This is a genomic window from Mesorhizobium sp. M1295 (assembly GCF_040318135.1).
In the GTDB taxonomy this organism is placed as follows: Bacteria; Pseudomonadota; Alphaproteobacteria; order Rhizobiales; family Rhizobiaceae; genus Mesorhizobium.
Window position 1 is genome coordinate 175,336 of record NZ_JAMYLU010000007.1, and the last position, 15,015, is coordinate 190,350.

Annotated in this window: 19 protein-coding genes; 5 read left to right on the forward strand and 14 right to left on the reverse strand. The window is 61.9% G+C overall.

Annotated features, from left to right (window positions below):
- Positions 1–110: 110 nt before the first annotated feature.
- Positions 111–446 carry a Grx4 family monothiol glutaredoxin gene (gene grxD, locus NKH29_RS12845; RefSeq protein WP_023674712.1) on the reverse strand — a complete coding sequence of 112 codons (336 nt, stop codon included), beginning with the start codon at positions 444–446 and terminating at the stop codon, positions 111–113.
- Positions 447–608: 162 nt separating this feature from the next.
- Here grxD and NKH29_RS12850 point away from each other — a divergent pair, with 162 nt between their 5' ends.
- Positions 609–1,415, forward strand: a complete 807-nt coding sequence (locus tag NKH29_RS12850; protein WP_352495801.1) for a phosphodiester glycosidase family protein — start codon at positions 609–611, stop codon at positions 1,413–1,415.
- Positions 1,416–1,427: 12 nt separating this feature from the next.
- Here NKH29_RS12850 and NKH29_RS12855 read toward each other — a convergent pair whose 3' ends face one another.
- The 3 genes from NKH29_RS12855 to NKH29_RS12865 form a co-directional block, all read right to left on the reverse strand.
- Positions 1,428–1,661 (reverse strand): BolA/IbaG family iron-sulfur metabolism protein, encoded by a 234-nt coding sequence (locus NKH29_RS12855; protein ID WP_023674714.1) that lies wholly within the window; start codon positions 1,659–1,661, stop codon positions 1,428–1,430.
- Positions 1,662–1,747: 86 nt separating this feature from the next.
- Entirely contained in the window at positions 1,748–3,988 is a 2,241-nt protein-coding gene (gene purL / locus NKH29_RS12860) for a phosphoribosylformylglycinamidine synthase subunit PurL (RefSeq protein WP_023717381.1), read from the reverse strand.
- A 149-nt stretch (positions 3,989–4,137) separates the two neighbouring features.
- The gene (locus tag NKH29_RS12865; protein ID WP_352999698.1) at positions 4,138–5,550 is read right to left on the reverse strand and encodes an aminotransferase-like domain-containing protein; all 1,413 of its coding nucleotides are present in this window, start codon (positions 5,548–5,550) and stop codon (positions 4,138–4,140) included.
- Between the two features lie 138 nt (positions 5,551–5,688).
- Between NKH29_RS12865 and NKH29_RS12870 the strand changes: the two genes are divergently transcribed.
- Positions 5,689–5,895, forward strand: a complete 207-nt coding sequence (locus NKH29_RS12870; protein ID WP_353022699.1) for a DUF1127 domain-containing protein — start codon at positions 5,689–5,691, stop codon at positions 5,893–5,895.
- Positions 5,896–5,913: 18 nt separating this feature from the next.
- Here NKH29_RS12870 and NKH29_RS12875 read toward each other — a convergent pair whose 3' ends face one another.
- Genes NKH29_RS12875 through purC form a run of 7 tightly spaced genes read right to left on the reverse strand, consistent with a single transcriptional unit; the run spans position 5,914 to position 9,966 of the window.
- Positions 5,914–6,555 (reverse strand): Pr6Pr family membrane protein, encoded by a 642-nt coding sequence (locus NKH29_RS12875; protein ID WP_023717384.1) that lies wholly within the window; start codon positions 6,553–6,555, stop codon positions 5,914–5,916.
- Between the two features lie 4 nt (positions 6,556–6,559).
- On the reverse strand, positions 6,560–6,970 hold the full coding sequence (locus tag NKH29_RS12880) for a hypothetical protein (RefSeq protein WP_023717385.1): 411 nt from the start codon (positions 6,968–6,970) through the stop codon (positions 6,560–6,562).
- 2 nt (positions 6,971–6,972) lie between these two features.
- On the reverse strand, positions 6,973–7,638 hold the full coding sequence (locus tag NKH29_RS12885; RefSeq protein WP_352477367.1) for a glutathione S-transferase family protein: 666 nt from the start codon (positions 7,636–7,638) through the stop codon (positions 6,973–6,975).
- A 31-nt stretch (positions 7,639–7,669) separates the two neighbouring features.
- Positions 7,670–8,338: a phosphoribosylformylglycinamidine synthase subunit PurQ gene (gene purQ, locus NKH29_RS12890; RefSeq protein WP_352817470.1), complete on the reverse strand. Its 669-nt coding sequence runs from the start codon at positions 8,336–8,338 to the stop codon at positions 7,670–7,672.
- The gene (locus tag NKH29_RS12895; protein ID WP_352909353.1) at positions 8,335–8,892 is read right to left on the reverse strand and encodes an RNA 2'-phosphotransferase; all 558 of its coding nucleotides are present in this window, start codon (positions 8,890–8,892) and stop codon (positions 8,335–8,337) included. The genes purQ and NKH29_RS12895 overlap by 4 nt, the downstream gene beginning before the upstream one ends.
- Positions 8,889–9,131, reverse strand: coding sequence for a phosphoribosylformylglycinamidine synthase subunit PurS (purS, locus tag NKH29_RS12900; RefSeq protein WP_023717389.1), 243 nt, complete (start codon positions 9,129–9,131; stop codon positions 8,889–8,891). The genes NKH29_RS12895 and purS overlap by 4 nt, the downstream gene beginning before the upstream one ends.
- A 40-nt stretch (positions 9,132–9,171) precedes the next feature.
- Positions 9,172–9,966, reverse strand: a complete 795-nt coding sequence (gene purC, locus NKH29_RS12905) for a phosphoribosylaminoimidazolesuccinocarboxamide synthase (RefSeq protein ID WP_023674725.1) — start codon at positions 9,964–9,966, stop codon at positions 9,172–9,174.
- A 270-nt stretch (positions 9,967–10,236) separates the two neighbouring features.
- Between purC and NKH29_RS12910 the strand changes: the two genes are divergently transcribed.
- Both NKH29_RS12910 and NKH29_RS12915 read left to right on the forward strand, forming a co-directional pair.
- On the forward strand, positions 10,237–10,557 hold the full coding sequence (locus NKH29_RS12910) for a DUF1476 domain-containing protein (protein WP_023717390.1): 321 nt from the start codon (positions 10,237–10,239) through the stop codon (positions 10,555–10,557).
- Between the two features lie 120 nt (positions 10,558–10,677).
- A complete protein-coding gene (locus NKH29_RS12915) occupies positions 10,678–11,451 on the forward strand; it encodes an HpcH/HpaI aldolase family protein (protein ID WP_023717391.1) in 774 nt (257 codons plus the stop codon).
- Here the strand turns inward: NKH29_RS12915 and NKH29_RS12920 are convergent.
- Positions 11,448–11,996, reverse strand: a complete 549-nt coding sequence (locus tag NKH29_RS12920; protein ID WP_023717392.1) for an RBBP9/YdeN family alpha/beta hydrolase — start codon at positions 11,994–11,996, stop codon at positions 11,448–11,450. The genes NKH29_RS12915 and NKH29_RS12920 overlap by 4 nt on opposite strands.
- Positions 11,997–12,267: 271 nt before the next feature.
- On the opposite strand from NKH29_RS12920, the gene NKH29_RS12925 reads away from it, so the two are divergent.
- Complete coding sequence (locus NKH29_RS12925) at positions 12,268–13,080, forward strand: VOC family protein (protein WP_023717393.1); 813 nt, start codon at positions 12,268–12,270, stop codon at positions 13,078–13,080.
- Between the two features lies 1 nt (position 13,081).
- Here the strand turns inward: NKH29_RS12925 and NKH29_RS12930 are convergent, their stop codons facing one another.
- Both NKH29_RS12930 and purB read right to left on the reverse strand, forming a co-directional pair.
- Positions 13,082–13,654 carry an RBBP9/YdeN family alpha/beta hydrolase gene (locus tag NKH29_RS12930; RefSeq protein WP_023717394.1) on the reverse strand — a complete coding sequence of 191 codons (573 nt, stop codon included), beginning with the start codon at positions 13,652–13,654 and terminating at the stop codon, positions 13,082–13,084.
- A complete protein-coding gene (gene purB / locus NKH29_RS12935) occupies positions 13,654–14,961 on the reverse strand; it encodes an adenylosuccinate lyase (protein WP_023717395.1) in 1,308 nt (435 codons plus the stop codon). The genes NKH29_RS12930 and purB overlap by 1 nt, the downstream gene beginning before the upstream one ends.
- Positions 14,962–15,015: the final 54 nt, after the last annotated feature.

The window sequence follows — 15,015 nt, forward strand, 5'->3', positions numbered from 1 at the left end:
CGTTCATTGCCCCGATAGCGGGCACAACTTTTTGCCAAGGTGCCCCGGCGCTAAGCGCATGACCCCGACAATCGCAGTCGATCTTCGGAGAGCCATACGCAAAACAGAAGTCAGGCGGCGCCTTTGACGCTGACGCCCTTTTCGACGAGGAAGGTCTGCAATTCGCCCGCCTGGAACATCTCGCGGATGATGTCGCAGCCGCCGACGAATTCGCCCTTGACGTAGAGCTGCGGGATGGTCGGCCAGTTGGAATAGTCCTTGATGCCTTGCCGTAGCTCGGCCGACGTCAGCACGTCGACACCCTTATAGTCGGCGCCGATATAGTCGAGGATCTGCACGACCTGACCGGAAAATCCGCATTGCGGGAAGCCGGGCGTGCCTTTCATGAAGAGAACAACGTCGTTGCCCTTCACTTCATTATCGATGTAGTCGTTGATGCCGCTCATGGAATACCCTTTCATGCCTGTGGGAGTCAGGCTCGAACATTACCCTTCAAATAAACCCATGGGTTGCGCGAAACAAGATGTTTGCCGCCTTGCCATGCAAATGGCGCAAAGGAACGTCTGATCTTGTGCCAAGCCGTTGGCCACCATCTTTCCCGAGGCGCGATGAAAAGACGATATCTCGCCGGGTTCCTCCTCGCCGTTCTGCTCGCCGCACTGGCCTTGATTTGGTGGGCCAGGTCGCCGAGACAGCCACCCCTCGTCGTCGGCGGTGAATTGCCGGCGCCGTGCCGCGACGCGAGCTTCGAGGCGGCCGCCTACGTCGTCTGCGAAATCGATCTGCGCCGCTATGACATCGGTGTGTTCCACGTAGGCCTCGACGGCAAGGCCTTCGGTTCCCTGGACAAATTCGACAAGGCGATGGCGGATCAGGGCCGGCCGGTGCTGCTCGCCATGAACGCCGGCATGTATCACCAAGATCTGACCCCAGTCGGCCTTCTCGTCGAAGACGGCCGGGAGAAGGCGCCGCTCAACGTCGCCGACAGCGAAGGCAATTTCTTCCTGAAACCGAATGGCGTATTCGTGGTCCGCAAGGACGGCAAGGCGGCGGTCATGGAGACAAGTGCCTATGCCGCGGCCGGGCCGGACGTGATGGTCGCCACGCAATCCGGCCCGATGCTGGTGATCGACGGCCGGCTTCATCCCCGTTTCGAGCAGGACGGCACATCGCGCTATATCCGCAACGGCGTCGGCGTGCTTGACGAAAACACCGTCGTGCTGGCGATCTCGCGCTCTCAAGTCAGCCTCGGCAGCTTCGCACGGCTGTTTCGAGATGCGCTCAATTGCCCCAATGCGCTTTTCTTCGACGGGGTCGTGTCGGCGCTGTCGAATGGCGAGCGGATGATTGTTGGTGGAAACTATCCGGCCGGGCCGATCATTGCCGTGACCGGCAAGGCGCTTGCGAGCCGGTAACTGGACGGGAGTTTAGTCCGGCACGCTGGTCTGCAGGGCAAGCGCGTGCAGCACGCCGCCCATGTTGCCCTTCAGCGCGTCATAGACCATCTGGTGCTGCTGGACGCGGCTTTTGCCGCGAAAGCTTTCGGCCACCACCTCCGCCGCATAATGGTCGCCATCGCCGGCCAGGTCGCGAATCGTCACCTTGGCGTCCGGAATGCCTTCCTTGATCAGCCGTTCGATGTCGTGGGCGTCCATTGCCATGCGAGGATTCCTTGTTCAGGTCGTGAACTCATAGATATGGTCGAAACGGCGGATGAACCACAGTGAAACGGCTCCACTCGATCACATCACGGGTCCACGACCTCATTTGCCATGAAGCGAGGGAACCAGGATTCGTGGGCAGCGGTCAATTCACTGACCGGTATCGCACGTGCCTCGCCCAGCTTCAGTTCGCTGCCGCCGGTCGAGCCGATCCACGGTGCAAAAATGCCGAGCTTGCTTTGCTGTTCGCGAATGGCATCCCACGCCTCGCTCTGCGGGTCGATCGACAGCGTCAGCAGATAGCGGCCCTGATCCTCGCCGAACCAGACCGGGATCGGATCGGTGCCGATCAGGCCGGGGATGGTCGCGCCGATGCCGGAGGCCATCGCCATCTCGGCCAACGCCACCGCGATGCCGCCATCGGAAACGTCATGCGCCGCGGTAACGACGCCCGACGCAATCAGCGCCCGCACATGGTCACCGACGCGCTTTTCGTGATCGAGATCGACGGGCGGCGGCGGGCCGTCGGCACGGCCATGGATGTCGCGCATATAGACCGATTGGCCAAGATGCGTGCCCCACATGGTCGGTGCGCCGACCAGCACGATCATCTGGCCTTCGGCGGCAAAGCCGATCCGCACCATTTTCGACCAATCGGCAATCAGCCCGACGCCGCCGATGGTTGGTGTCGGCAGTATGCCTTGGCCGTTGGTCTCATTGTAGAGCGAGACGTTGCCGGAGACGATCGGGAAGCCCAGCGCCCTGCAGGCATCGCCAATACCTTTCACCGCGCCGACCAACTGACCCATGATCTCCGGCCGTTCCGGATTGCCGAAATTAAGGTTGTCGGTGGCCGCGAGCGGCAAGGCACCGGTGGCGGTAAGATTGCGCCAGCATTCGGCCACCGCCTGCTTGCCTCCCTCGTAGGGGTCGGCCTCGCAATAGCGCGGCGTCACGTCGGAGGAGAAGGCGAGCGCCTTGGTCGGATGACCGTCGATCCGCACGACGCCGGCATCGCCGCCGGGAAGCTGCAACGAATTGCCTTGGATCAGCGTGTCGTACTGCTCCCACACCCAGCGGCGCGAGGACAGGTCCGGCCCGCCAAGCAGCTTCAGCAAAGCCTCGGCCACATCGGTTTGCGGTGCATCGCCGGCGCCCAATGGCGCCGGCTTCTTCGGCTCGACCCAGGGACGGTCATATTCCGGCGCCTGGTCGCCGAGATCCTTGATCGGCAGGTTGGCGACCTCGTCGCCCTGGTGCAGCACGCGGAAGCGCAGATCGTCGGTGGTCTTGCCGACGATGGCAAAGTCGAGGCCCCATTTGTGGAAGATCGCCTCGGCCTGTTTTTCCTTTTCGGGGCGCAGCACCATCAGCATGCGCTCCTGGCTCTCCGAAAGCATCATCTCATAAGCGCTCATGCGCTCTTCACGCACCGGCACCTTGTCGAGATCGAGCTCAATGCCGAGGTCGCCCTTGGCGCCCATTTCGACCGCCGAGCAGGTGAGACCAGCGGCACCCATGTCCTGGATGGCAATAACGGCGCCGGACGCCATCAGTTCGAGGCAGGCTTCGAGCAGGCATTTTTCGGTGAAGGGATCGCCAACCTGGACCGTGGGCCGCTTCTCGTCGATCTTGTCGTCGAATTCGGCCGAGGCCATGGTGGCGCCGCCGACGCCGTCGCGACCGGTCTTGGCGCCGAGATAGACGACCGGCAGGCCGACGCCCTTGGCCTCGGACAAAAAGATTGCGTCCGTCTTCGCGAGGCCCGCGGCAAACGCATTGACCAGGATATTGCCATTGTAGCGGGCGTCGAAATTGACCTCGCCGCCGACCGTCGGCACGCCGAAGGAATTGCCATAGCCACCGACGCCGGAAACGACGCCGGCAACGAGGTGCCTGGTTTTGGGATGATCCGGCGCACCGAAGCGCAGCGCGTTCATCGCCGCGATCGGCCGCGCGCCCATGGTGAAGACATCGCGCAGGATGCCGCCGACGCCGGTCGCCGCTCCCTGATAAGGCTCGATATATGAGGGATGGTTATGGCTCTCCATCTTGAAGACGACGCAGTCGCCGTCGCCGATGTCGACCACGCCGGCATTCTCGCCCGGGCCCTGGATGACTTGCGGCCCGGTGGTCGGCAGCGTACGCAGCCATTTTTTCGAGGATTTGTAGGAACAATGCTCGTTCCACATCGCGGAAAAAATACCGAGTTCGGTAAAGCTCGGCTCGCGCCCGACCAGGTCGAGGATGCGTTGGTACTCGTCGGGCTTCAGCCCGTGCGCGGCAATGAGTTCCGGAGTGATCGGCACGGAATTGGAAATGGTCATGATCGGCAATTTGTGTCCTTGGGATCGAGTCCCGTCTTATCGCAAGCTTTGCAGCCGATACACCCCGTCGGATGACTAAAACGACGGAAAGCAACAGCTTGCCGCAAGTAGCGGAAGATCGCCACTCGACCCGCCGGTTTCAAGCCGGTTCAGGAAAAGCTGTCGTAGCCGGCGCGGCCTTCGTCCAGAAGCCGCCGGATCACAGCGACGCCGTGCGCAATATCGTCCCGCTGTCGCGGCTGCGAGATGCCAAACCGCACGCCGTGAAAGGCCTGTTCGGAACGCCCCGCCTTGAACTCGTCCTCGTCGTCGATGAGCACGCCATGTTCGAGGCAAGCCTGTTTGAAAGTGCCGGAAAGCCATGGGTCCGGCAAAGTGAGCCAGACGAACGGCACATTATCCAGCGCCTTGAAGTCGAAGCCGTCGAGTGTCTCGCGCACGATCGCGATGCGCGCACCGATCTCGGCAATGCTGCGCTTGCGCATCTCGGCGGCCTGACCGGACAACACCAGCCGGCTGCCCACCTCCGCCAGCAGAAAGGGCAGGCCGCCCGTCATCATCTTATGGGCAACCCGGATGCGGTGACGATAGGCCGGCGGGCAAGCGAGCCAACCGCCGCGAACACCCGCCGCGACCGATTTCGACAGGCCGCCGGCAACGATGGTCCGTTCGGGAGCATATTCGGCCAGTAAAGGCGTCGGGTCGTCGGTCAGTCCGGCATAGAGATCGTCCTCGATCAAGACGACGTTATATTGACGGGCGACATGCGCGATTGCCTCGCGGCGCGATGCCGACAGCGTTGTCAGCGTCGGGTTCTTGGCCGTCGGCATCAAAAACATCATCTTCGGGTGCTTTTGTGCGCAGACGCGCTCGAAATCCTGGGGATCGATGCCCTCGTCGTCAGCCGCCACCAGTGCGGTCCGGCGACCGATCAGGCCGGCGCTGCGGGAGATCTGCGAATAGGTGAGGTGCTCGAAGACGACATAGTCGCCGGGGGCGGTGAGCCCCGCAATTGTTGCCATCACCGCGGCGTGGGTGCCGAGCGTGGGGACAATGGCATCCGCCGCCGGGCGATAGGAATTGCGCGACAGCCAGCGCCTGCCGGCCTCGAACCAGCGGTCCGGGAAATCACGCGTGTAGCTTGAAATCTCATGCGGATGGTCTTGCGCCGTGCGTGTCAACACATCGGCGACGATGGCACCCTGGCCGACATCCGGTGCGGCGGTGCTATCGAAGCGCATCTTGTCGCCGGGCGCATCCATATAGCGCGTGCCTTGTTCGACCGGCTCCAGGAAATCCGGCTTTGCGCTTTCCGACTGCTGAGCGAGAACATAGGTTCCGCGGCCCACCTCGCCGCTGACCAATCCCCGCTCGCGCAGCAATTGATAGGCCCTGCCGACGGTGCCGACGGTCGTGCCGATGTCGTATGCCAGATCGCGCTGCGGCGGCAGCTTTGCCCCTGCACCGATCAGGCCGCGGTCGATGTCCGTCTCGATGGAATCGGCAAGCCGCTGATAGAGCGGGCCGGTACCCGCGGTAAGATCTGGAAGCCAAGTTGTCATGGTGACAATTTTTTACATTGCACTAGGATGTGAGTCAATACATATCAGATCGGCGGCGAGAAGGGTACAATCCGAAGTTTTGGCAGAAAGAAAATGGCTACAATAGAGACAATCCGCCCCGTTAGGGCTGAATTGCAGATGCAGGTGGCGCCTCCGTTAGGCCGGCCAACCTATGTTAGTCGGCTGGTGCGTACGCTCGGATCCTTCGCGAGATGGATTGGCAGGCTAATGGATCGTCGGCGCAGCCGGCTGGTCCTGCTCGAGATGACCGACGACCAGCTCAAGGACATAGGCATTACGCGTTGTGATGCCCATCGTGAGGGCCTCAGGCCGTTCTGGGACTGAGGGTTGAGGCACCGCACTTTAGCGGACGCCCGCCGCCCTGAGCCTCGATACGCCGTGGTCCACAAGCACGGCCACGATACACAGAACCAGAAAAAGCCCGGTGATGGCCAGAGCCGAGACGGCGACGCTGGCCGCCCCGTGTTTGGAGACGTCGAGGAATGGATAGGGTACTTCGCCGACGATCGGCGCCCGCAGCAGCGCGTAGGCCAGATAGGCGATCGGATAGATCATCCACCACGAGATGTCACGCCATCGCGTCGAGCCGTCGGCGCCCGCCACAAGCCACCACAGCACGAACACCACCGGCGTCACATAGTGCAGGAGCACGTCGCAGAGCAGGAACAGCCCTTGCGGCTGCCAAAGCTGCGCCAGGACCGTGGCGTAGATAATGAGGACCAGGCTTATGGCGACGGCTACGCCCGCCCCTATCCGTGGCCCGGCAAAGGCCGGAAACCAGGCATAACCCGTCGACGACAGCAACGAGGCATGGACGAGCACCGCGCCGATGTTGGTCAGGATGGTGAAGAAGCTGAAATAGAAGACCAGCGAGCCGACAAAGCCGCGGCCGGCTTCCATTGATGCCGGGACGGTGATGCAGAGCTGCAGGACGAGCCCGGCCAGGCCGACGACCAGACCGGTGATCTGCAGCAAGCGACCCATTGGGCTAGGCAGCAGCGCCACAGGCCGGATTGCCGGCCTGCCAGCGGGCAATGTCCGAGCCGATGCGGCCGCCGAGCGGTTCCGCCATCAATGGGCCGAACACGTCGACGCGGCTCGAATTGCCTTGCGCCTGCACGACCAGCAACGGCTTTCCGCCATAATGTTTGGCCGGCACCAGCAGGAAGCGCGGCGTGCCGCTGAACGAATTCAGCTCGTTGGCCATCTGATAGGATTTGAAGGCAGGGTCCTTGCTGGCGATCCAGCATTTGTGGGCAGCTATTGCCACCTGCTCCATGGCAAGCAGTGACGCGCTCTTGCCCGCCGGCGCCGGCGTGCTCTTCGGGCTTGACTGGCATGAGGCGAGTACAAGCCCGGCGGCAGTAGCGACGGCGAGGCGGGCGAGTGTCAATCGCATGGTCAAGCGGCGCCCATCTCGAGTTCGGACAGAAAGATCTTCAGACCGTCTGTCATCTCACCCCAGACGCGCGACAGCGCCGGATGCTGCAAGGCGATTTGCTCATAGGCATCGAATTTCGGATAGGCGTCAAGCAGGTCGGGGCGGCCGATCGTCGCCCTGAAATTGTTGAAGACGAAGCGGGTCGGCGTCAGCCACGCATCGGCGAAGGAGATGTCGTCGCCGAGCGCGAACGGGCCATGCGCCATGCGGGCCTCGATTGCCGCAAGCCCGTGATGCAATCGGGCGAACTGTGCCTTGATCTCCGCCTCGTTGCGCTGCGGCACGAAATAGAGCTCGAACAGCTTCATCGTTGGGGCGAGCACGTCAAGGTCGGTGATGCGGGCGAACATGCGCACCAACGCCCGGTCTTTCGAATCCTTGGGCAGCAGCGCTGGCTCGGGAAAGCGCTCCTCCAGATATTCGGCAATGACCACGGATTCGACGATCGTTTCGCCCGAGCCGGTGATCAGCACTGGAATCCGGTTGAGCGGGGAGATGGCACGGAATGCCTCGGGAATGGGAAACCCAGGCGGCGGTGCAATGACCTTGAGCGGCACGTTCTTGATGTAGGCCAGCGCCCGCACGATCGACGAATAGGGCGACAGCGGTCGCGAATAGAGTTTCATGACCGTCGCTCCAGGAGGAAGATTGAATGCATCAAGCGGCGATGCCCAGCGCGCTTTCGAACAGCGCCCGGCCGTCGCTGCCGCCATGCGCCGCTTCAATCAGGTTCTCGGGATGCGGCATCAGGCCGAGCACATTGCCACGGCCGTTGACGATGCCGGCAATGTCGTTGATCGAGCCGTTGGGATTGGTGCCTTCGGCGTAGCGGAACACCACCTGGCCTTCGCCTTCGAGGCGGGCCAGCGTTTCGGCATCGGCAAAATAATTGCCGTCATGATGCGCCACCGGCGCGCGGATGACCTGGCCCGGCTGATAGCGGCTGGTGAACATCGAGTTGGCATTGGCGATCTGCAGCTTGACTTGCCGGCAGACGAATTTCAGCGAGGTGTTGCGCATCAATGCACCCGGCAACAGGCCGGCCTCGACCAGGATCTGGAAGCCGTTGCAGACGCCGATGACCGTGACGCCCTTGGCCGCCTTTTCGGCCACAGCCCGCATTACCGGCATGCGCGCGGCAATAGCGCCGCAGCGCAGATAATCGCCAAAGGAAAAGCCGCCGGGAATGGCGATCAGGTCGACGTCGGGAATTTCAGTGTCGGTCTGCCAGACGGTGACCGGCGGCGTGCCGGAAATCTTGGTCAGCGCCGCGATCATGTCACGGTCGCGATTAAGGCCGGGGAGCAGGACGACGGCTGATTTCATGAGAATTCATGCTCGTTGAGTTGGAACAGATATCGCGGCAAAACATGGCTGGTCAGCCAGACGCCATTTTCGGAAAGAAAAAATAAGGCGCCGTTTTTGGCCATGTTTTCCGAGTCGATCCGCAGGATAACACTTCTCCCCTTGCGGCGCTGTGCGACGATCACAGCTGTTTCAATGTCTTTTGACAAATGAACGTGCTGCCGAGACTGGCTGATCAAGCCTTCTCGTAAGATGCTGGGGAGAAACTCTTCCTTGGTGCCGTGATATAAGACTGTTGGAGGAATTGATGGCGACAGGCCGAGATCAATCTCGACACTGTGGCCTTGAACCGCACGGACACGATCACCGTCGATTGCAAAGCGCTTTTTCGGGTTCTCGTCGATGATCCGAACAACCTCGGCGGCGGATGTGCCGAACTTCGCCTGAATCGCCGCGCAAAGTTTGTTGAAATCAGTCCAACCGTTCTCATCCAAAGTCAGCCCCGCTTCATTGGGAGCATGGCGTAAAACAAGACTCATGAACTTCGATATCTGGATGTCTTTCGACAAGCTCAGCCGATCTCCACCGCGTAATTCTCAATCACCGTATTCGCCAGAAGCTTGTCGCACATAGCTTTCAGATCGGCCTCGGCCTTGGCCTTGTCGCCCTCGGCAAGCTCGATATCGAAAACCTTGCCTTGCCGCACCTGGCCGACGCCGCCGAAACCCATTCCGGAAAGCGCATGCTCGATTGCCTTGCCTTGTGGGTCGAGCACGCCGTTCTTGAGGGTTACGGTAATGCGGGCCTTGATCACGCTGGACATGCTCCTGTTCACCTGTTGAGCGGGCAAGCCGTCAGTGCGGCTTGCCTTTGACACCGTCGGTCGATGCGACGAGCACCGGTCCGGCAGGGCGCGGCGGTTCGTTCTCGTTCATGATGCCGAGGCGGCGGGCAACTTCCTGATAGGCTTCGACGAGCCCGCCCATGTCGCGGCGGAAGCGGTCCTTGTCGAGTTTGTCCTGGGTCGCCACGTCCCACAGCCGGCAGGAATCCGGCGAGATCTCGTCGGCGACGACGATGCGCATCATATCGCCTTCGAACAGGCGGCCGCATTCGATTTTGAAATCGACGAGCTGGATCCCGACGCCCATGAACAGGCCGGAAAGGAAGTCGTTGACGCGAATGGCCAGCGCCATGACATCGTCGATCTCCTGCGGGCTCGCCCAGCCGAAGGCGGTGATGTGCTCTTCCGATACCATCGGATCGTCGAGCGCATCGGCCTTGTAATAGAATTCGATGATCGAGCGCGGCAGCACGGTGCCTTCCTCGATGCCCAAGCGCTTGGCCAGCGAGCCGGCGGCGACGTTGCGCACCACCACTTCGAGCGGGATGATCTCGACTTCCTTGATCAGCTGCTCGCGCATGTTGAGCCGGCGGATGAAGTGGGTCGGAATGCCCATCCGGTTGAGATGATTGAAGATGTGCTCGGAAATGCGGTTGTTGAGCACGCCTTTGCCATCGACGATTTCATGCTTCTTCTTGTTGAAAGCGGTGGCGTCGTCCTTGAAGAACTGGATCAGCGTGCCAGGCTCCGGTCCCTCATAAAGGATCTTGGCCTTGCCTTCATAAATGCGGCGGCGATTTTTCATCTGATTTTTCTCTGGATTTGCGGGCAGGCGGCAAGCGACCAGTTCCTGTCCGTCTGCCTAAAATAAGATGGCGACGGTGGGGTTCAATGCCGGTGTCTATCCCAATCGCACTGTTTGCTCAATCGGCAAATCCTTTCAATCAACCGCTTTCGGGGACCGAAATGCCGCAGCGCAGCAAGCAATGTAGCATATTGACCGGCCGGCGCCCTTTTGGTTTGTGCTCCGGCAACACATATTGGCACAACGAATCGGATTTCACGGAGGGATGCCATGAGCAGCATGAAAGACCGCGAAGAGGGCTTTGAGCGCAAATTCGCATTCGACGAGGAACTTCGATTCAAGGCTGCGGCACGCCGCAACAGAGCGCTCGGCCTGTGGGCTGCCGAAAAGCTCGGCAAGTCAGGCGCCGAGGCCGACGCCTATGCCAGGGAAGTGGTCGTCAGCGACATCGAGGAAGCCGGCGATCACGACGTTTTCCGCAAGATACGCAAGGATTTCGATGCAGCCGGCATCGACCAGTCGGACCATCAGATCCGCCGCACCATGGATGAATTGATGGCGCAGGCGATTGAGCAGATCAAGAACACCTGATCCTTCCACCGACATCGATCGAATGCTGGACCAATCGACCGCCCGGCCTAACCGGGCGGTTTTTCTTTGCCTTTGCGGTCATTTCCGGCTGAATTGCTGCAAGCAAAGAGGAAATCACCAATGTCCCTGAAGTCACGCCTGGCGGCCGACGAGACGCTGTTCACCGCATGGTCCGGCGTGCCGGATGCCCTGACTGTCGAGATATTGGCCAGACAAGGGTTCGACGCGGTTACGCTCGACATGCAGCATGGTGGCCATCACGAGGACAGCGTGCTGCGCGGGCTTGTGCCGGTGCTGGCGGCCAACAAGCCGGCGCTGGTGCGCATCCCGGTCGGCCGCTTCGACATGGCCAGCCGCGCGCTCGACTTCGGCGCCGAGGCTGTGATCGCCCCGATGGTGAATTCGGTGGCGGACGCAAAGCTGTTTGCCGCCGCCATGAAATACCCGCCACTCGGCGAGCGCTCCTGGGGGCCGACCTATGCCTTTCCGCGCCATGGCAAGGGCGATTATGCCGACTGGCTGCGCGACAGTAACCAGCGCACCATGGCGTTCGCCATGGTCGAAACGCGCGCCGCGCTTGATGCACTCGACGGCATTCTCGACACGCCGGGTATCGACGGGATCTTCCTCGGCCCGTCGGATTTCTCGATCGCCTGGTCGAAGGGAACCACCGTCAGTTCGACGCTGGAGAGCATGATGGAGACCGTCGCCTCGATCGCCGAGCGCACCCGCAAAGCCGGCAAGCATGCGGCGATCTATGTGATGGAACCGGCCATCGCCGGTCGCGTGGTGTCGATGGGTTACCGGCTGCTGGCGATGGGTTCCGAGCATTCGCTGATTTCGCTTGGGGCAAAGACCCTGCTGAGCAGCGTCAGGGGTTCAATCGCTTCCTAGAGATCCGTCAGGAATTTCGCGAACGTCATCGACCCTTCGGGCCAGGGGCCAAAGCCGGAATCCGCGTTGAGATGGCCGGCATCGCCGGCGTCGATGAACAGCGAGCCCCAAGCCGCGGCAATGTCCTCGGCGACGCCGAAGGCGCAGAACGGGTCGTTGCGGCTGGCGATCACCACCGACGGAAACGGCAGCGGGTCACGCGGATAGGGACCGAAGGTCATCAGGTGCCTCGGCTTTATCTTTGGATTGGCGACATCGGGCGGCGCCACGAAAAAAGCGCCGGCGACCGGCCGCTCGAACCGAGACAAGGCCTGGATGACCGCGGCGACGCCAAGCGAATGGGCGACGATGACGACCGGCCGCTCGGCCTCGTTAACCGCCTTGGCGACACCGGCCGTCCAATCCTCGCGCACCGGCTTCGACCATTCCGCCTGTTCGACGCGGCGCGCTGTCGATAGTTTCGACTGCCAGCGGCTCTGCCAATGATCGGGGCCGGAATTGGTGTAGCCCGGCACGATGAGAATATCTGCTTCCCTGACTTTCATGGCGCGCATGTAGCGAGAGGCGCTGTCGGGTGCAACCGGGTATAAACTCAACAGCGACACGCAAACGGCCTCTCACGAGCCCGGTTCTGCTCGCTATTGTGAACACCATGTTCGCTTCTTGCGCTCTTGTGTGAACGATCGCGATCGACGATCTGTCGCCAGGAAAGAATGGCTGTTCCGAGATTTTGGCACGGACACGGCGTAGAATGATTGATGGCGCCGGGTTCCTCTGTTGGAAGCTTGTCGAGCGCCGCCTGAACGGAGCACTTTGATGAGCGAACTGCCTTTTGCCGCGACGACCCCGGTCAGCGTTGCCCGCGTCGGCTTGCGGGCGCGCCATGCAGAAAATCTCGCTGCCTACTATCGCAAAGTCGTCGGTTTGCAGGAACTGAGCCGCTCCGGCGGCACGATCACGCTCGGCGCAGTCAATCGTCCTTTGCTCGACATCGAAGCGGATCCGGCTGCGAAACCGGATGACCCGCGCAGCGCCGGTCTTTTCCACACCGCCTTCCTACTACCCAGTCGGGCCGATCTCGGCCGCTGGATCAATCACGCCATCGCCGGCAAGATTGGCATCGAGGGCGCGTCCGATCATCTGGTCAGCGAGGCGCTTTATCTGACCGACCCGGAAGGCAACGGCATCGAGATCTATGCCGACCGCCGTCCGCAGGACTGGAAATGGAACGGCGACAAGATCGCGATGGCGACGGAGCGGCTGAACATCCCTTCGGTGGTTGCCGAAGTGCCGGCCGGCGACACCGGCTGGCAGGGCGCGCCGGAAAACAGCATTATCGGCCACGTCCATTTGCGGGTCGGCAGGCCGGAAGAAGCCGAAGCATGGTGGCACCAGGAGTTCGGTTTCGACACGGTGGCAAAATATGGTGGCGCGGCGGTGTTCCTGTCGTCCGGCGGCTATCATCACCACATTGGCGCAAATGCGTGGCAGAGCCCGGGTGCCGGTCGCCGAGATCCCTCCCGCTCCGGCCTGGCCTGGGTCGAGATGCGTTCGGACAATGCCGCGAGCGACACTACCCGCGAGGATCCGTGGGGCACAGTGATAAGGACGGTTCCCGGTAAGGCGTAGGCTAGAGGTTAGCCTTCTCGAGTAAGCGTCCTAGCATCAGCAGGCCCGCTGGCCATACGCCCAGGCGGGCCTCGTTTCCCATATGGCCGAGATCGCCGGCATCGGCGATATCCGCGCCCCAGGCTGCGGCAAAAGCGGTCGCCTTGTCGAAGGTGACGCGCGGGTCGCTGCGGCTCGCCACCACCAATGCCGGGAAGGGCAGGCGCTTCAGCGGCATCGGCGCGAACGGGCGCACCGCGTCGAATGAGGGATCGGTATCCTCGACATTGGTCGCGGCGACCAGGAACGCCGCCGCGACCTTGTCGAGCTGGCTTTGACTGGCCCCGGAAGCCCACTTCACCGCCGTCGCCACTGCCAGCGAATGTGCAAGCAGCACGATGCGGCGCGGTGCGGCGGCCACCGCAGCATCCACCTGGCCGATCCAGTCTTCAGGCTTCGGCCGGTCCCACTCTGCCTGCAGCACGCGGCTCGAATTGGGGAGCACCCTGCACCAATGCGACATCCAATGATCCGGTCCGGAATTGCCGCGGCCGGGCAGGGCAAGAAAATCGAAATCTCCGGCCGCCGAAATCATCAGGCTTCTCCGAACACTCGGCTGAAGATCGTGTCGACATGCTTGGTATGATAGCCCAAGTCGAATTTCTCGCGGATCTCGGCCTCAGGCAGGGCTGCAACAACGTCCTTGTCGGCCAAAAGTTCCTCAAGGAAATCAGCGCCTTGCTCCCACACCTTCATGGCATTGCGCTGCACCAGCCGGTAGGCTTCCTCACGCGAAATGCCGGCTTGCGTCAGCGCCAGCAGCACGCGCTGCGAATGCACGAGGCCGCGGAACTTGTTCATGTTCTTCAGCATGTTGTCGGGGTAGACCAGCAGTTTGTCGATGACGCTGGTCAGCCGTGACAGCGCGAAATCGAGCGTCACCGTCGCGTCGGGCCCGATCATGCGCTCGACCGACGAGTGCGAGATGTCGCGCTCGTGCCACAGCGCCACATTCTCCATTGCCGGCAGCGCGAAGGAGCGCACCATGCGAGCAAGGCCGGTGAGGTTCTCGGTCAGCACCGGGTTGCGCTTGTGCGGCATCGCCGACGAGCCCTTTTGTCCGGGCGAAAAATACTCCTCCGCCTCCAGTACCTCGGTGCGCTGCAGATGGCGCATCTCGATCGCCAGCCGCTCGATCGACGAGGCGATGACGCCGAGCGTGGCGAAGAACATCGCATGGCGGTCGCGCGGGATCACCTGCGTCGACACCGGCTCGGGCTTCAGCCCAAGTTTCTTGGCCACGTACTCTTCGACATAGGGGTCGATATTGGCGAAGGTGCCGACCGCACCCGAGATGGCGCAGGTGGCGATGTCCTCGCGTGCGTGCACCAGCCTCTCGCGGCAGCGCGAGAATTCGGCATAGGCCTGCGCCAGCTTGACGCCGAAAGTGGTCGGCTCGGCATGGATGCCGTGGCTGCGGCCGATGGTAATCGTATCCTTGTGCTCGAAGGCGCGGCGCTTGAGCGCCGCAAGCAGCCCGTCAATGTCGGCCAGGAGGATGTCGCTGGCCCGGGTGAGCTGCACGGCAAAACAGGTGTCGAGAACGTCGGAGGATGTCATGCCCTGATGGATGAAGCGGGCATCCGGCCCGACGAATTCGGCAAGATGGGTGAGAAAGGCGATGACGTCGTGCTTGGTGACGCGTTCGATCTCGTCGATGGCTTCGACATCGAATTTCGCCGCCCCGCCTTTCTCCCAAATGGTCTTGGCGGCCTCCTTCGGGATGACGCCGAGCTCGGCCAATGCGTCGCAGGCGTAGGCCTCGATCTCGAACCAGATGCGGAACCGGGTTTCGGGCGACCAGATGGCCACCATTTCCGGCCGGGAGTAGCGAGGGATCATCAGTCGGTCCTGACTTGCAAGAGCATTTGCCCGCGTCCTAACAGAGGCAAGCAA

Excerpts from the sequence above, each read along its gene's own strand:
- purQ (WP_352817470.1), bottom strand. The coding sequence starts at position 8,338 with ATGAAATCAGCCGTCGTCCTGCTCCCCGGCCTTAATCGCGACCGTGAC.
- purL (WP_023717381.1), bottom strand. The coding sequence starts at position 3,988 with ATGACCATTTCCAATTCCGTGCCGATCACTCCGGAACTCATTGCCGCG.
- NKH29_RS12925 (WP_023717393.1), top strand. The coding sequence starts at position 12,268 with ATGAGCGAACTGCCTTTTGCCGCGACGACCCCGGTCAGCGTTGCCCGC.
- NKH29_RS12920 (WP_023717392.1), bottom strand. The coding sequence starts at position 11,996 with ATGAAAGTCAGGGAAGCAGATATTCTCATCGTGCCGGGCTACACCAAT.
- NKH29_RS12915 (WP_023717391.1), top strand. The coding sequence starts at position 10,678 with ATGTCCCTGAAGTCACGCCTGGCGGCCGACGAGACGCTGTTCACCGCA.
- NKH29_RS12885 (WP_352477367.1), bottom strand. The coding sequence starts at position 7,638 with ATGAAACTCTATTCGCGACCGCTGTCGCCCTATTCGTCGATCGTGCGG.
- purC (WP_023674725.1), bottom strand. The coding sequence starts at position 9,966 with ATGAAAAATCGCCGCCGCATTTATGAAGGCAAGGCCAAGATCCTTTAT.
- purB (WP_023717395.1), bottom strand. The coding sequence starts at position 14,961 with ATGATCCCTCGCTACTCCCGGCCGGAAATGGTGGCCATCTGGTCGCCC.
- NKH29_RS12910 (WP_023717390.1), top strand. The coding sequence starts at position 10,237 with ATGAGCAGCATGAAAGACCGCGAAGAGGGCTTTGAGCGCAAATTCGCA.
- NKH29_RS12880 (WP_023717385.1), bottom strand. The coding sequence starts at position 6,970 with ATGCGATTGACACTCGCCCGCCTCGCCGTCGCTACTGCCGCCGGGCTT.
- NKH29_RS12850 (WP_352495801.1), top strand. The coding sequence starts at position 609 with ATGAAAAGACGATATCTCGCCGGGTTCCTCCTCGCCGTTCTGCTCGCC.
- NKH29_RS12875 (WP_023717384.1), bottom strand. The coding sequence starts at position 6,555 with ATGGGTCGCTTGCTGCAGATCACCGGTCTGGTCGTCGGCCTGGCCGGG.
- NKH29_RS12870 (WP_353022699.1), top strand. The coding sequence starts at position 5,689 with ATGCAGGTGGCGCCTCCGTTAGGCCGGCCAACCTATGTTAGTCGGCTG.
- NKH29_RS12865 (WP_352999698.1), bottom strand. The coding sequence starts at position 5,550 with ATGACAACTTGGCTTCCAGATCTTACCGCGGGTACCGGCCCGCTCTAT.
- NKH29_RS12855 (WP_023674714.1), bottom strand. The coding sequence starts at position 1,661 with ATGGCAATGGACGCCCACGACATCGAACGGCTGATCAAGGAAGGCATT.
- NKH29_RS12930 (WP_023717394.1), bottom strand. The coding sequence starts at position 13,654 with ATGATTTCGGCGGCCGGAGATTTCGATTTTCTTGCCCTGCCCGGCCGC.
- grxD (WP_023674712.1), bottom strand. The coding sequence starts at position 446 with ATGAGCGGCATCAACGACTACATCGATAATGAAGTGAAGGGCAACGAC.